We start from the raw sequence: 14,909 nt of genomic DNA on the forward strand, positions 1-14,909 counted from the left end.
CGCCATGATATTTCGTGTACTCGGCCCGCTGGAGGTCGCAGTGGAGGGCGCCGCCGAAAAGCCCACGGCACCCAAGGTCCGCTGGACACTCGCCCTGCTGCTGCTTCACGCGAACCGGGTCGTCGGCCACTCCTCGATCATTTACGAGTTGTGGGGCGAAACCCCCCCGTGCAGTGCCGTCGCCACCGCGCAGACCTACGTCTACCAGATACGCAAGAAGTATCAGCGCCGATTGGATCAGATCGGCTGGGGCGAATTGGTGGAGACCCGTCCGTCCGGGTACGTGCTCCGGGCGGAAGAGTCGGAGATCGACGCGCAGGTGTTCGAGCGGTTGAGCGAGCAGGCGCGCGCGTCGCTGACGGCGGGGCACACCGAGCAGGCCGCGCGGCAGCTGCGCGAGGCGCTCGCACTGTGGCGCGGGCGAGCGCTGGCGGACGTGTCGGCGGGATCGGTGCTGGCGCCGCACGTCATACATCTGGAGAAGAGCCGGATGCGGACGCTGCGGTTGCGCATCTTCGCCGATCAGCGGCTCGGCCGTTACCGTGAGCTGCTCCCGGAACTGCAGTTCCTCGCGGCCGCCAACCCCATCGACGAGTGGTTCCACCAGCAGTTGATGATCGCGCTCGTCGAGACGGGCCGGCGTGCCGACGCCCTGGAGGCGTATCACCGGCTGCAGTCCACCCTCGGCGCGGAGCTGGGCGTGCGGCCCTCGCCGAGGCTGCACAAGCTCCAGCACGACGTGCTCACCGGTGTGCCATGGACGCGGGGTCCCCAGACCGAGCTGGACCTGACGGTGCCGACCTAGCGTCCCGCGCCGCAGATCCGTCGGCGGAAGCGGGCGAGGCGGTGGTCGGCCAGGAAGCCGAACCACCGCCCGAGTTGATTCAAGAGGAGCCGGTCGGGGTGAAGCCACCTACCCGCCACGGCAGTTCGCGGGACGGCCGGCCACCACCGGCGGTGTCGAACCGATCCGGAACCACCCGGGCCGCACCGTCGGTGCGACGCTCGCATACGAGGGAGGGCAACGGTGACGATCCGGGTATGGGACTACCTGCCGGAGTACCACGAGGAACGCGAGGAGGTACTCGCGGCGGTGGCTAAGGTGTTCGAGTCCGGCCAGCTGATACTGGGTCCCAGCGTGGCCGGGTTCGAGGCGGAGTTCGCGGCGTACCACGGCGCCGCCCACTGCGCCGGCGTCGACAACGGCACCAACGCGGTCAAGCTGGGGCTGCAGGCGCTCGGCGTGGGCAAGGGCGACGAGGTGATCACCGTCGCCAACACCGCCGCGCCGACCGTGGTGGCCATCGACGGGACGGGCGCGAAGCCGGTCTTCGTGGATGTACGCGAGGACGACTTCCTCATGGACACCGACCAGGTCGCGGCCGCGATCGGCCCGCGCACACGGGCACTGATCCCCGTGCACCTCTATGGCCAGTGCGTCGACATGGCCCCGCTGCGCCGGTTGGCCGACCGCCACGGCCTGGCCATCCTCGAGGACTGCGCCCAAGCGCACGGCGCGCGCCATCACGGCCGGCTGGCAGGCGCGATGGGCGACGTCGCCGCATTCTCCTTCTATCCCACGAAGGTTCTCGGCGCGTACGGCGACGGTGGCGCCGTGATCACCGGCGACGAGGACACCGACCGGAACGTCCGGCGCCTGCGCTACTACGGCATGGAAGACCGCTACTTCGTGGAGCGGGTTCCCGGACACAACAGCCGCCTCGACGAGGTACAGGCCGAAATTCTGCGGGGCAAGCTGCGCCGGCTCGACGCGTACATCTCCAAGCGCCGCGAAATCGCGCAGCACTACACCAAGGCGCTGGGCGACCTCGCCGAACCGGGCGGGCTCGTCCTGCCGACGGTCTCCTCCGGCAATGAGCACGTGTACTACCTGTACGTCGTTCGGCACCCCAGGCGGGACGAGATCATCGAACGGCTGCGCGCGTACGGCATCGCGCTGAACATCAGCTACCCCTGGCCGGTGCACACGATGGCCGGATTCGCGCACCTCGGATATGCCGGGGGCTCGCTGCCGGTCACCGAGAAACTGGCAGGCGAGGTGTTTTCGCTGCCGATGTACCCGTCGCTGCCGTTTGACCGGCAGCAGGCGGTGATCCAGGCCCTGCGCGAGGTCCTGGCCGGATTCTGAGACAACCCATCTGGTACGGAGGGAACACCATGCCGCGAGAACGGGCGACCGTCACCTGCAGAGTGTGCGACGGGACAGTCCATGAGTTCCTCGACCTCGGCCGTCAGCCGCTGTCCGACGCGTTCCGGGAACCGGACTGCGACACCAAGGAGTTCTTCTTCCGGCTCGCCGTCGGGCAATGCGAGTCGTGCACGATGGTGCAGCTCACCGAGTCGGTACCGCGGGACAAGATGTTCCACGAGGACTACCCGTACCACTCGTCCGGGTCGGCGGGGATGCGGGAGCACTTCTCGGGTGCCGCACGACGGTTCCTCGCCACCGAGTTGGCCGCGCCGGACCCGTTCATCGTCGAGATGGGCTGCAACGACGGCGTCATGCTGAGCACGATTCACCAGGCAGGCGTACGCCACCTGGGCTTCGAACCTTCCGGGCGGGTGGCCGAGCTGGCCCGTACCAAGGGCGTCCGGGTCCTCACCGAGTTCTTCGAGGACTCGACAGCGGCGCGGATCCGCGAGGCGGAAGGGCCGGCCCAGGTCATCTTCGCGGCGAACACCATGTGCCACATCCCGTACCCGAACTCGATCTTCCGCGGAGTCGATGCGCTGCTGGCACCGGACGGCGTGTTCGTGTTCGAGGACCCCTACCTCGGTGACCTGGTAGAGAAGACATCCTTCGATCAGATCTACGACGAGCACTTCTTCCTGTTCAGCGCCCACTCGGTGCGGGCCATGGCCGAGCACTACGGATTCGAGCTGGTCGACGTGGAACGCCTGCCGGTGCACGGCGGCGAGATCCGGTACACGCTCGCCCGGACCAGCAGACGCACACCCAGCGCCGCCGTCGCCGACCTGCTCGCCGAGGAGGATGCCCGCAGGCTGTCCGACATGGAGACGCTGCGTGGCTTCGCCGCCGGCGTGATGCGCGTGCGCGACGACCTGGTGGCACTGCTGCGACGGCTGCGCACCGAAGGATCCAGCGTGGTCGCCTACGGCGCCACGGCGAAAAGCGCCACAGTCACCAACTTCTGCGACATCGGGCCCGAACTCGTCTCCTACGTGTGTGACAGCACGCCCGCCAAGCAGCACCGGATGACGCCCGGCAAGCACATCCCCGTACGCCCGCCGACCGCGTTCCGCGACCCGTACCCGGACTACGCGCTGCTGTTCGCGTGGAACCACGCCGACGAAATCATGGCGAACGAACAGGAGTTCCGGCGCTCCGGCGGCCGATGGATCAGTTATGTGCCGAACGTCCGGGTGCTCTGAGGGATCGAGAGGGCTATGCGAGAACAGGACCCCCCCCGGCCGGCGGTGCCACCCGGCGACCTGACCACCGCCATCACCGCGCCAGGTGAAGAGCTGCTGACCCTCCTGGACCGGCACCTGCCCCGGATACGCGCCCAGGCGGCGCCGAACGACCGGGACAGCACCTTCCCCGCCGAGACGTTCCACGGCTTCGCGCGCGACGGCGTGCTGGGCGCGACGGTGCCCGCCGAACTGGGAGGGATGGGCGTCAGCCGGCTTCACGACGTGGCGGTCGCGCTTCTGCGGGTCGCCGAGGCGGACGCCTCGACCGCACTGGCCTTGCACGCCCAGTTCAGCCGGGGAATCACCCTGACATACGAGTGGCTGCACGGCCCGCCGCCGACCCGGAAACTGGCCGAGCGGCTGCTGCGCGCGATGGCCCGCGGCGAGGCGGTGATAGGCGGCGCGGTGAAGGACTACGGGCGAGAGATCACCCGGCTGCGCCCCGACGGCTCCGGTGGCTGGCTGCTGTCCGGACGCAAGACTCTGGTGACGATGGCGCCGATCGCGACGCACTTCGTCGTCTCCGCCCAGGCGCCGGCCGCCGGGGGAACAACGCTGCTGTACGCCCCCATCGTGGCACGGGACACCCCGGGGCTCTCCATCGTCGACGGATGGACCGGCCTGGGCATGCGGGCGTCCGGCACGCTCGACGTGGCGTTCGACGACTGCCCGGTGCCCGCCGGAAACCTGCTGGCGCGTGGCAGCGTCGGCGTGCACAGCGACGCGGTCCTCGCCGGGCAGGCGGTCAGCTCCGTCGCCATGCTCGGCATCTACGTCGGCGTCGCCCAGGCCGCCCGCGACCTCGCGGTGGACACCATGGCCCGGCGGTCGGCCACACCGCCCGCGGCGTCACGCACCCTGGTCGCCGAGACCGAGGCGCGGCTGTACGCGCTGCGGGCCACCGCATCGGCTGCGCTCGTCAACGTCGACGAACTGTCCCCACGTCACGACATGGATCCGGATGAGCGCGGCCGGCGGATGATGACCCCGTTCCAGTGCGCCAAAGTCATGGTCAACCAACTGGCGGCCGCGGTGGTCGACGACTGCCTCACCGTGGTGGGCGGGGCCGCGTACGCGGCGGAGCACCCGCTGGCCCGGCTGTACCGGGACGTGCGGGCCGGTCGGTTCATGCAGCCGTACACGTACGCCGACGGAGTCGACTACCTGAGCGCCCAGGCGCTCGGCCTGGAAAGAGACAACAACTACGTGAGCCTACGGGCCACCCGGCCGGCGGACGGCCGGTGACGGGCCGACGCAGGCCCGTCACCCGTGGCGGCTCCATCCGCGGGATCCGACACGCTCGCGATCCTGCCGAGGGCGGCGAGCGGGCAACTGTCAGACCAAGGGATACGGCTCCCTCCTCACGCGTCCTAGCGTCAGCCGTGCATCAAAGACGGCGGACATGAAGAAGGGTGGTGGCAGATCTCGTGGCTGATACGCCCGAAGCCACACCGAAGAGCGGTGACCGGCAGGCGGTGTCGAGCGTGGAACGGGTGTTGACTCGCGAACAACTGGAAGAGTTCACCGAGCGCGGCTATATCGTGATCCCGGATGTCGTGCCGCCCGACCTGATCGCCGCCATCAACGCGGCGATCGATGAGCAGATCCGCGCGCGGCCGCCGGCGGAGGGTCACGTCGGGGTGGTCTACAGGTTCCAGCAGCTGACGGATTCCCCGGTGTTCGCGTCGTTGTTGCGCGACACCGAGGCCTTCTCGCTCGCCGAACAACTCGCCGGGGAGGGCGCGCTGGACTTTCCTGAGACAGCACAGACCGCACTGACATACCCGCCCTTCAAGGACGCCCGGGAGAATCCGCATATCGACGGCGGAAAGGGGCGGAAGCCCGGTGATCCCCCATGGACATTCACCATGCTCGCCGGGTTCTTCATGACCGACCAGTCGAGCGACGACACGGGAAACCTCTTCGTCTGGCCGGGAACACACCGCGATCACGCGAACCTCTTCCGCGAGCGCGGACCCGAAGCCTTCACGACGTATCCCCGTGTCACCCTGCCTGAGCGGGACCAGGTGCGCGGCTGTCCGGGCGACATGCTCCTGAAGCACTACCTCCTCGGCCACAACGGCGGCCACAACACCAGCGATTCCGTCCGGCGCACGGTCTACTTCAGGCTCCGGCACCGGGAGCACGAGGCGAAGTGGCGCGAGGCCCTGCAAGATCCCTGGCACGACTACGCGCCGCTGCGACGGTTGCTGTCGTCGTCCGGTGAAACCGGTCAGCCGGATCGGCAGCTGTGAGATCTCGGTAGCTCCGCGGCTGTCCGCTCGTCACCGGCCTACGGACAGCCGCGGTCGATGCCTTGGAGCAAAGCTCGAGGAAGCCGACACATGGAAACAAGAATCAGCGAGGCAGAGGTGGGGACAAAGATGCCTGACATCAACGATCTCGTGGACGTGGCGACCGGCGACGCCACTCTGGCCGAGACCGATGTCACGCTGCCCGGCGTCCTGCCCCTCGTGCTGGAGCGCGCCCACAGGTCCTCCACCCGGACAGGCCGGTGGTTCGGACGGTCCTGGACGTCGAGCCTCGACCAGCGCCTGCACGTGACCGGCGGACAGATCCACGCGAGGTTCGCCGGCGGACAGACCCTGACCTTCACCTCTCCGGGCAGCGCCGGTGATCCCCCCGCTGTCCCGGTGACCGGCCCGGCATGGCTGCTGCGGCAGAACCCGGACGGCTCCTACGCCATCAGCGACCCGCAGCGCGGCCTCACCTGGCAGTTCGAACGCCGGCCCGGATACGAAGACGACGAACTGCCTCTGATCTCGCTCACGGACCGGACAGGCCACGAGATCACCTTCAGCTACGACGCTGTCGGCAGGCCGCTCAGCATCACCCACTCCGGAGGCTACCGCGTCCTGGTGACGGTCACCGACGAGCACGTCACCGCACTGGCCCTCGCCGGCCGCGACGGCCAGGACGACATCCCGCTGCGGCGCTTCGAATACGACGATTCCGGCAACCTGTCCGGCGTCGTCAATTCCTCCGGCCTGCCGCGGCGCTTCACTTACGACGACATGGGTCGTCTGACCGGCTGGACCGACCGTAACGGCTACTCCTACCACTACACCTTCGACTCCGAAGGCCGGTGCGTCGGGGGAGAAGGCCCCAGCGGTGTCCTGTCCGGCACCTTCGTCTACGAGCCCGGCGTCACTCGCTGGACCACCACCGACGGGGATGTCACCACCTACGCGATCACCGAGTCCGCCCAAGTCGTCGCGGTCACCGACCCGATCGGGAAGACGACGCGGACGCAATACGACGAACGCGGCCGTGTCACCGTCCGCACCGACCCCCTCGACAGGGTCACTCGACATGCCTACGACGATCGCGGCAACCTGGTCTCGGTGACCGATCCGGAGGGTCACGAATACCACGTCGACGTCAACGACGCCTGCCTCCCGGAACGGATCACCGGACCGGACGGAACCGTCTGGCCACAGGATTTCGACAAGAACGGCAATCTCACCGAACAGACCGCACCCGACGGCTCGGTGCTCACCTACGGGTACGACAGCCGCGGGCATCTCAGCCGGATGACCGGCGCGGACGGCGCGGTCACCGTGATCACATGCGATCTGGCCGGATTGCCCGTGGCCGTCACCAAACCCACCGGTGAAACGATCCGGTACGAGCGCGACCAGCTGGGACGAGTCGTGCGTGTCATGAGCTCCGACGGCGGGACGACGGCCCTCACCTGGACGACGGACGGCCTCCCAACCTCCCGGACCCTGCCGGACGGGTCGACCGACTCCTGGGCCTGGGACGGCGAGGAGAACCTCCAGCGGCGAACCTCCGCCACGGGAGCGGTCACGTCATACGCTTACGGGCCATTCGGTCAACTGATGTCGATCGCCTGGCCGGGTGGTACCCGCAGCGAGCTCACGTACGACCGCAGCTGTCGTGTCACCTCGGTGACCCAATCCGGGATGACGTGGGAATTCGAGTTGGAGTCCGCCGGCCGGCTGAGCGCGCAGACCGACTACAACGGAGCCACCACCCAGTACTGGTACGACGCCGCAGGACAGCTCGTACACCGCGTGAACGCCAGCGGCCATGAGGCCTCGTTCGCCTACAACCCCCTGGGCAAGCTGGCGTATTCGCACACCGCAGAGGGCACGGAGACGACGTTCGCGCACGATCCGGCGGGCCGCCTCGTGCGGGCGAAGAACGACGACGTGGACCTGGTCTTCGTCAGGGACCCGCTCGGCCGGGTGATCACCGAAAGCTGCAACGGCCGCACGGTCACCAAGACCTACGACGCGGCCGGAAGGGTGACGAGCCGCGTCACTCCGTCCGGGGCCAGTACGTCGTGGGCCTACGACGCGGCCGGAACGCCCTCGCTCCTCACTGCCGACGGCCATGAACTGCGGTTCGGCCATGACCCCGCCGGACGGGAAACCCGGCGGGACCTGCCTGGGGGAGTAGTCCTCACCCAGGAATGGGACCACAACGGTCGTCTCGTGACGCAGGCGCTCACCGGCTCGGCCGCTGCCTCCGGTCCGGACGGACCCGTGGTCACGGGGCAACCGCTCCAACGGCGCGCGTACACCTACAGCCCGGACGGGTCCGTCGCGGGTCGGCAGGACCTGCTCACCGGCGACCGGACGTTCCGTCTCGATTCCGCCGGGCGTGTCACCGCAGTGACCGGTCGGCGTGACGCATGGTCGGAACAGTACGACTTCGATCCCGCGGGCAACATCGTCAACGCCCTCTGGCCGGCCCCGGCAGCCGGTTCTGCTGCCGGAACCCCGGAGACGTCAGCGCAAGGGCCCCGCGAGACCGACGGAACCCTCACCACGCGGGCCGGCGACATCCGCTACCGCTACGACGCCGCCGGGCGCGTCGTCACGCGGACACGGGCATCCGGCGATCCCGACACGTGGCGCTATGCGTGGGACGCCGACAGCCGGCTCCACTCCGTCACCCTCCCCGACGGAACCACGTGGCGGTATCACTACGATCCCCTCGGCCGCCGCATAGGCAAGCGTCATCTCGCCGCTGACGGCCGGCTCCTGGGACAGACACAGTTCTCGTGGGACGGGGACGTGCTCGTCGAGCAGGAGGACCTCCACGGCGACTGCCGGAAAGTCACCACATGGAACTACCGGAACGACTCGTGCATCCCGCTCACTCAGGCCTCACGAACCGTTGTCCGCGTGGACGCCGAAAGGGAAGAAACCGACGAGGAGTTCCACTCTGTCGTCACGGACCTGAACGGCATGCCGACCGAACTGGTCTCCCCCGACGGAGCCGTCGCCGACCACCAGCGGTACACGTGGTGGGGGCAATCCTCCTGGCAGCACGGCACCGCGACCACACCGCTGCGCTTTCCTGGCCAGTACTACGATCAAGAAACAGGACTGCACTACGAAAACCAACGCTATTACGACCCCGAGATCGGCGCCTACCTCTCACCTGACCCCCTCGGGCTGGCGCCCGCGTCGAACCCTCACGCCTACGTCCCGAACGCGGCGCGGGTGAGGACAGCGGACAGCTGGATCGGTTCTCTGCTTCCTTCCTCTCATCTCCTGACGGTTTCCGCAGGCGTCGAGGGCTTCGACGCGCGCCTGTTCGCGGGCGGAGGCCTGGACGAGGCGGAGCCGGTACGTGGCCGGGAGCAAGGCGGCGATCGGGCCGCCGGCCCCCACCGCGCAGGCGAAGTCGAACTCCCGGAACTCCAGTAGGGCCCGGCCACCGGTTCACCCGACGGCTGCTGCGACCGGCGATGACTACGGTCATCGCCAGGGTCCTGCTGCTCCCAGAGCTGCTCCTGAGCGCCCGCACCGTTTTCTCCAGCGCGAGTTCCCCGGTCCGGTTTGGATCTCGTCGAAAGGCCGATGAGTTCTCGTCCATCTGGGAAGAGGAAGGGGAATGGAATGAGATTCCTGTTCACAACGTTCGCGTGGTCGTCGCACTACTACCCGATGGTGCCGCTCGGGTGGGGGTTGCAGGCCGCTGGGCATGAGGTACGAGTAGCGAGCACGCCGTCGCTGGTCGACGCGGTCGTCACGACTGGGCTGCCGGCGGTGGCGGTGGGCAAGGACATCGACCTCGTGGGCAGGGCCGGGTCCGGCAAGCTGCACGATCACGAACGGTGGCCGACCGATCGAGACAAGTTGAGCGGCGTACAGCAAGATCTGGTCAAGCGGATGGCGCACACGATGATCGAGGTCGCCGACGCGATGGCTGACGATCTTGTCACGTTCGCCCGGAGCTGGCAGCCGGACCTGATCGTGCACGAATCGATCACCTTCGCCGCTCCGGTCGCCGCCGAGGTGCTCGGCGTTCCGACCGTCACGCATGCGGTCGGAATGCCGCGCACCCCGGGAATGCTGGTGAGGAAGGACGGCCCGCCGCTGTCGCCGGCGTATGTGCGTCTCTATCAGAAGTTCGGCGTTGCGCCGAGGACCGCCCCGTCGGCGTGGATCGACCCCTGCCCGCCCAGCATGCGCGTCCCGGGAGAGACCACGGCTCCGCGGCTGCCCGTCCGGTATGTGCCTTACAACGCCCCCGGTGCGATGCCGACGTGGCTCATTGAGCCGCCAACTCGGCCTCGAGTGTGCATCACCTGGGGCACCTCGACAGTGCGGATGATCGGTGACGCGGTGATCGGTCTGCTGAGCCAGGTCGTCGAGGCGGTCTCCGGCCTCGGTGTGGATGTCGTGCTCACCGTCTCCGCAGCCACTCGAGCGGCTCTTGGCACGGTGCCGGACGGAGTGCGGGTGGCGGAGTCGCTGCCTCTGCACCTGCTGCTGCCGAGCTGTCGGGCAATCGTGCACCAAGGCGGGGTGGGCACCGCGCTCACCGCAGGCGTCTACGGAGTGCCCCAACTGACGGTCACCCAGTTCGCCGACCAGATGGCGGTCGGCGACGTACTCGCGGCCAGCGGTGCCGGTCAGCATCTCCTCCACGACGAGGCCACCGTGGAGCGGATCACGTCCCACGTCGTCGGGCTGCTGGATGACCAGGAGTGCCTCAAAGCCGCCAAGCTCCTGCAACGGGAGATCGTCTCGCAGCCCGCGCCGGCCGCATTGGTGCCGAGACTGGTGGAGCTGGCGGGCCGGCGTGCGTCAGCCCGGGCGTGACCTGGGGTGCCGGATGCGGCCGACGGCTCCCCGCCGGGCGCCCGCGCAGGCAGGTGCCGTACCCCCTCCGATCGTGAAGCGGCCGGGGACAGTACATCAGAGCGGATCCGATCCGAGCAGGCGGGCCAGCGCGACCGCGCCGTGCAGCGTGGACAGCGGGCCCATCAGCGACGCCCGCACCACCGGTGCCGGTACCCCCGGCCGGGCCAGCGCGGCCAGATGGTGCGCGACCAGGTCGGCGAACACGGGCAGTCCGGCGGCGAAGCCGCCCCCCACCACGACCGTGCCGGGGTGCAGGAGTTCCCGCACCCCGGTGATGGCCACCGCGAGCCGGTGGCAGGTGCGGTCCACGGCCTGGACCGCCCACTCCTCGTCCGCCAGCAGGCCCTGGCGGAGGTCGTCGTACCCGACCGGGGCCCCCGCATCCGGGTCGCTCGCGTCAACGTCGCGGGTCCGGACGCGGTGGCCTGCAGACACCCGCGGCGCCCGCACGGGCAGATCGGGCCGTCCACGTCGGTCACCAGGTGACCGAGCTCGAAGGAACCGCGATCCGGTCCGGGCCACAGTGTGCCGCCCGCGAGCAGCCCACCGCCAACGCCCGTTCCCACCCCTACGTGGAGCAGATCGTCGCAGCCCAGCGCCCGCGCTTCGCCCAGCGCGCCCAGATCCCCGTCGTCGGCCCAGCGGATCGGGTGTCCCCGAAGCACGAGCGGAACGTCCGCCGCAGATCAAGGCCGGTCCACTCGGGGCGGTTCGGCCAGGTCGTGACCAGCCCGTCCGTCCCCACCGTGGCCTGCAGCGCGACTCCGATTCCGGCGAAGCCCTCCGGGACCCGCCGTCGGAACCGGGCGAGTTCGGTCGCGAGCTGGGTCAGGTCGGACTCCAGTCCGCGCCCGCGCCACCGGAAGGTGTGCTCGCCAACTTCGCCGCCGTCGGTCTCCGCCCGCAGCGCCACCTTGGTGCCACCGAAATCGATGCCGAGCCAGCTTCCCGGCCATGCCGTCCGGCCCATCACCGCCGGCCCGGAGCCGAGACTGGCGGGCACGTCGGCAGCAGTTCATCGGGGGCGTGGATGACCAGATCCGGACCGGCAGCCATCAGGCCGTCCTCGTCCACGGTCGCCCAGGTCGCCGCTACGGCGGTCACCCCGGCGCTTCGGGCGCTGCGGATGTCGGCCGGGGCATCGCCGACCATGAGGGCCGCGTCCGGCTTCGCGTCGAGCAGGCTGAGCGCGCGCCACACGATGTCCGGGGCGGGTTTGGCGTTGACGACCTCGTCCGAGCCCACTACGTGGTCGAAGTGCTGGATCAGGTTGAGCGTGGCCAGCAGGGAGCGAGCCCGCGGCCCTGCCTTCCCGGTGGCCACGGCGAGCCGGAACCCACGCGTCCGGAGCGTCTGGAGCAGATCGGCCACCCCCTCCACCACGGGCACCTGGTCCGCGAGCCGGTAGCTCTCCTGGACGAACGGCTCCTCCATCTCCAGAGGGAGACGCATCCGTCGCATGATCTCCGGGAAATACAGGCCTTGATGGCGCTGGTATTCGGCGAACGGCGCCGGTCCGGCGCCGACCACTTCCGCGTACGCCGCGGCGAAGGCCCGGCCCATCACCTCATGACTGTCCACCAGGACGCCGTCGAGGTCGAAGATCACCACACTGCGCACCGGTACGCTCGCCATCAGGTCGCCGCCGCGGTCGTGACCGGCCCGGCGGGCAGCAGCGGTGTCGCCGAGGCCGCGTACAGCGCCTCGATCGTGCCGACGATCCGCCGCACGCCCGCGATCGCGGATCCGCACGCCGACGGATCGGCGAGGTGGTCCCTGATGTCGTCGAGCTGACGGGAGTACTCGGCGCCGATCGGCTCGGTCGGGACCGCGATCTCGCTCGTCCGGCCCCGCCGGACGACGCTGAGCCGCGGCCGCGGCTCGCGATTCGGGCTGAAGCCGAAGGTGGACCGGAGCATTGCGGTGTCGTCACTCCCCTCGATCCGGACCTCGGTGACGTCGTGGCTCGCCGCGTGCGTGGCCCAGCTGGCGCGAAGGCCCACCGACAGACCGCTGCCGGTGACCAGGAATCCGCGCACGGTGTCCTCGACGTCCGCGTCGAGTTCCGGCGTCGGCTGATCATGCCGCCAGGCCGCCGTCCAGCGCGGGTCGTTGACGTGGTCGTACGAGGTGGACGCGGCGGCCTGAACGAAGGCCAATGGCCCGGCGATGGTCTCCAGGACATCGAGCAGATGCCATCCGAGGTCGAACAGCACCCCGCCGCCTGCCTCCGCCAGGCTGGTGAACCAGCCCTGGGACCGGGGCACTCCGCAGGCCCGTTCCCACACCAGGTCAATGTGGCGCAGGTGGCCGAGCTCGCCGACCAGATCGGCCAGTGCCCGCACGTCCGCGCGGTATCGGCACGCACTTCCGGCCAGCAACGGGACGCCACCTGCCCGCTCGGCCTCGGCCAGCGTGTCCGCCTCCGCGCTTGAGAGGCAGACCGGCTTCTCCACGAAGGTGGCGAGACCTCGGGTGAGAAGACGTCGCGCGATCGCCGCGTGCAGGTGGTTGGGCGAGGCGACCAACGCGAGGTCGGCGTCCTCGGCCCGCAGCGCGTCGACGTCGCCGAAGGCCGGGCGGTCGGTCGCCGCGGTGAACGCCTCCCGCCTGGCCGGATCGGGATCGACCGCGGCCACCACCTCGTACTCACCGTTTGCCATCAGACGAGGAAGCCAGATCTCTCGGCCGGACCACCCGAACCCGACCAGTACGGTGCGGATCCTCATCCGGCGGCCACCTGGTCGGCCACGATGGCGGCGGTGTCGGTGAGAGCCTGCTCCGACGCGAGCAGGGTGCGGTGGTGCAGCCAGACGCAGTCCTGGCTGATCGCGTCGGCGTTGGGGCACCGCTTGGCGACCGCGTCGACGGACTCCCCGGGTGCGCCGATCTTCCAGAACGCCGCGGTGCGGTAGATGGCGCGGAAGCCCGCGAACGCCGGGATCCCCGCGTCGACCAGGCGATCGACGAGGAGGTTGCGCCGCTCCTCCGACCAGCCGGGAAGCCGGAACATCGCCATGTAGTGCGGATTCCGGTCGGCCCGCGAATCACCGCTCTGCGGCCGGACGCCGGGGATCTGGGCCAAGAGCTCCGACAGGAACCGCCACCGCTGCTCCCGCAGCTCGATCTGGCCGTCGAGGCGGCCCAGCTGAGCGCGCAGGACGGCGGCCGAGAACTCGTTCATCCGCATGTTGGTGCCGGCCACCTGGTGGTGATAGTTACGGTCGGTGCGCGGCCGGCCGCAGGAGTGATGCAGGAATGCCTTCTCGTAGTCGTCCGAGTCCGGGAACAGCACCGCGCCGCCCTCGCCCGCGGTCATCAGCTTGCCGTTCTGGAAGCTGAACGCCGCGATCGAACCCAGCTCGCCCACGCGCTTGCCCCGCCACCGGGCACCGTGCGCGTGGGCCGCGTCCTGAAGGATTTGGACGCCGGCGTCGGAGGCGAGCTTGTCCAGTGTGTCCATGTCGGCCATGAGACCCGCCATGTGCACCGGCATGATCACCCGGGTCCGCGGCGTGATCGCCTCGGCGGTGGCGGTCTCGTCGATGTTGTAGGTCTCCGGATCGACGTCCACCGGCACGGCGACGGCCCCGATCCGCTGAGCGGCCTGGGACGAGGAGATGAAGGTGAACGCCGGCACGATCACTTCGGTGCCCGGTCCCGCACCCAGCACCTGCAGGGCGAGCTCCAGCGCGTGCGTGCCGTTGGTGACGGCGAGGGCGTGGTGGGCACCGTGGTACCCGGCGAACTCCCGCTCGAAGCTGTCCACCTCGCTGCCACCCATGCGCCACCACTGGCCCTGGGACAGCGCACGATCAAGAGCTCGGCGTTCGGTGTCATCGAATTGCGGCCAATCCGGAAAGGTCGGCCTCGGTCGCTGACTCATTTCTGCCTGACTCCTTCTGGTTGATTGGCCTCACGGTACGGAGTTCGATGCCTACGCCACTGTTCTTCAACCTGGCAGCAAATTTGGAATTCGCCGTCGCCCTGTTCTATGAATTCGGCGCGAACGGGAGGCCTTTCAGGGGGATTCGCTCGGGGAAGGGTGGTCAGGTGCGGGTGATCGCCGCCAGCCAGCCCGGTGCCCCGTCGATGTCTCTGTTGTTCTCCAATGTCGCGGGTTCGATCGAATCGACCCGCCAGCCGTCGGCGAAGGTGGCCCGGATTTCGTCCTGGCTCACCCGCCTGGCGCGGATCCCGCCCTGGCTCTCCCGTCGCGGTCCGCTGCCGGGGTAATGGCGGTCGCTGATGCAGAGCAGGAACAACCGCGCGTCCGGCGGCATCACGGTGGCCAGGTTGTCGGCG

Annotated in this window: 12 protein-coding genes and 2 pseudogenes; 7 read left to right on the forward strand and 7 right to left on the reverse strand. The window is 69.3% G+C overall.

Annotated elements, in window-relative coordinates:
• From ABEA26_RS30790 to ABEA26_RS30820, 7 genes are all read left to right on the forward strand, one after another.
• Nucleotides 1–805 (forward strand): AfsR/SARP family transcriptional regulator (locus ABEA26_RS30790; protein ID WP_345596706.1); only part of this gene is annotated, 805 nt, incomplete at its 5' end.
• A gap of 222 nt (nucleotides 806–1,027) precedes the next feature.
• Nucleotides 1,028–2,149 (forward strand): DegT/DnrJ/EryC1/StrS family aminotransferase, encoded by a 1,122-nt coding sequence (locus tag ABEA26_RS30795; RefSeq protein ID WP_345596708.1) that lies wholly within the window; start codon nucleotides 1,028–1,030, stop codon nucleotides 2,147–2,149.
• 29 nt (nucleotides 2,150–2,178) lie between these two features.
• Nucleotides 2,179–3,414 carry a methyltransferase domain-containing protein gene (locus tag ABEA26_RS30800; protein WP_345596710.1) on the forward strand — a complete coding sequence of 412 codons (1,236 nt, stop codon included), beginning with the start codon at nucleotides 2,179–2,181 and terminating at the stop codon, nucleotides 3,412–3,414.
• A gap of 15 nt (nucleotides 3,415–3,429) precedes the next feature.
• Nucleotides 3,430–4,701: an amino sugar nitrososynthase RubN8 gene (rubN8, locus tag ABEA26_RS30805; protein WP_345596712.1), complete on the forward strand. Its 1,272-nt coding sequence runs from the start codon at nucleotides 3,430–3,432 to the stop codon at nucleotides 4,699–4,701.
• A 170-nt stretch (nucleotides 4,702–4,871) separates the two neighbouring features.
• Nucleotides 4,872–5,711 carry a phytanoyl-CoA dioxygenase family protein gene (locus ABEA26_RS30810; RefSeq protein ID WP_345596714.1) on the forward strand — a complete coding sequence of 280 codons (840 nt, stop codon included), beginning with the start codon at nucleotides 4,872–4,874 and terminating at the stop codon, nucleotides 5,709–5,711.
• A gap of 129 nt (nucleotides 5,712–5,840) precedes the next feature.
• Nucleotides 5,841–9,161, forward strand: a complete 3,321-nt coding sequence (locus tag ABEA26_RS30815; RefSeq protein WP_345596716.1) for an RHS repeat-associated core domain-containing protein — start codon at nucleotides 5,841–5,843, stop codon at nucleotides 9,159–9,161.
• 192 nt (nucleotides 9,162–9,353) lie between these two features.
• On the forward strand, nucleotides 9,354–10,562 hold the full coding sequence (locus tag ABEA26_RS30820) for a nucleotide disphospho-sugar-binding domain-containing protein (protein ID WP_345596718.1): 1,209 nt from the start codon (nucleotides 9,354–9,356) through the stop codon (nucleotides 10,560–10,562).
• Nucleotides 10,563–10,658: 96 nt separating this feature from the next.
• Here the strand turns inward: ABEA26_RS30820 and ABEA26_RS30825 are convergent, their stop codons facing one another.
• The 7 genes and pseudogenes from ABEA26_RS30825 to ABEA26_RS30855 form a co-directional block, all read right to left on the reverse strand.
• The gene (locus ABEA26_RS30825; protein WP_345596723.1) at nucleotides 10,659–11,039 is read right to left on the reverse strand and encodes a hypothetical protein; all 381 of its coding nucleotides are present in this window, start codon (nucleotides 11,037–11,039) and stop codon (nucleotides 10,659–10,661) included.
• Nucleotides 11,040–11,047: 8 nt separating this feature from the next.
• A pseudogene (locus ABEA26_RS30830) lies at nucleotides 11,048–11,269 on the reverse strand (ROK family protein); the annotation flags it as partial.
• Nucleotides 11,173–11,607, reverse strand: coding sequence for a hypothetical protein (locus tag ABEA26_RS30835; RefSeq protein ID WP_345596719.1), 435 nt, complete (start codon nucleotides 11,605–11,607; stop codon nucleotides 11,173–11,175). The gene ABEA26_RS30835 and the pseudogene ABEA26_RS30830, both read right to left, overlap by 97 nt.
• Nucleotides 11,574–12,239: an HAD-IA family hydrolase gene (locus ABEA26_RS30840; protein ID WP_345596720.1), complete on the reverse strand. Its 666-nt coding sequence runs from the start codon at nucleotides 12,237–12,239 to the stop codon at nucleotides 11,574–11,576. Before ABEA26_RS30840 ends, ABEA26_RS30835 begins: the two co-directional genes overlap by 34 nt.
• On the reverse strand, nucleotides 12,239–13,333 hold the full coding sequence (locus ABEA26_RS30845) for a Gfo/Idh/MocA family protein (protein ID WP_425587921.1): 1,095 nt from the start codon (nucleotides 13,331–13,333) through the stop codon (nucleotides 12,239–12,241). The genes ABEA26_RS30840 and ABEA26_RS30845 overlap by 1 nt, the downstream gene beginning before the upstream one ends.
• Complete coding sequence (locus tag ABEA26_RS30850) at nucleotides 13,330–14,490, reverse strand: DegT/DnrJ/EryC1/StrS family aminotransferase (protein ID WP_345596722.1); 1,161 nt, start codon at nucleotides 14,488–14,490, stop codon at nucleotides 13,330–13,332. Before ABEA26_RS30850 ends, ABEA26_RS30845 begins: the two co-directional genes overlap by 4 nt.
• Before the next feature lie 163 nt (nucleotides 14,491–14,653).
• Nucleotides 14,654–14,909, reverse strand: a pseudogene (locus ABEA26_RS30855) (hypothetical protein); the annotation flags it as partial.

Source organism: Streptomyces marokkonensis (assembly GCF_039539045.1).
GTDB classification, from domain to species: Bacteria; Actinomycetota; Actinomycetes; order Streptomycetales; family Streptomycetaceae; genus Streptomyces; species Streptomyces marokkonensis.

Bases quoted from the DNA above. Each gene is read 5' to 3' on its own strand.
- ABEA26_RS30800 (WP_345596710.1), top strand. From the start codon at position 2,179: ATGCCGCGAGAACGGGCGACCGTCACCTGCAGAGTGTGCGACGGGACA.
- rubN8 (WP_345596712.1), top strand. From the start codon at position 3,430: ATGCGAGAACAGGACCCCCCCCGGCCGGCGGTGCCACCCGGCGACCTG.
- ABEA26_RS30850 (WP_345596722.1), bottom strand. From the start codon at position 14,490: ATGAGTCAGCGACCGAGGCCGACCTTTCCGGATTGGCCGCAATTCGAT.
- ABEA26_RS30840 (WP_345596720.1), bottom strand. From the start codon at position 12,239: ATGGCGAGCGTACCGGTGCGCAGTGTGGTGATCTTCGACCTCGACGGC.
- ABEA26_RS30815 (WP_345596716.1), top strand. From the start codon at position 5,841: ATGCCTGACATCAACGATCTCGTGGACGTGGCGACCGGCGACGCCACT.
- ABEA26_RS30820 (WP_345596718.1), top strand. From the start codon at position 9,354: ATGAGATTCCTGTTCACAACGTTCGCGTGGTCGTCGCACTACTACCCG.
- ABEA26_RS30845 (WP_425587921.1), bottom strand. From the start codon at position 13,333: ATGAGGATCCGCACCGTACTGGTCGGGTTCGGGTGGTCCGGCCGAGAG.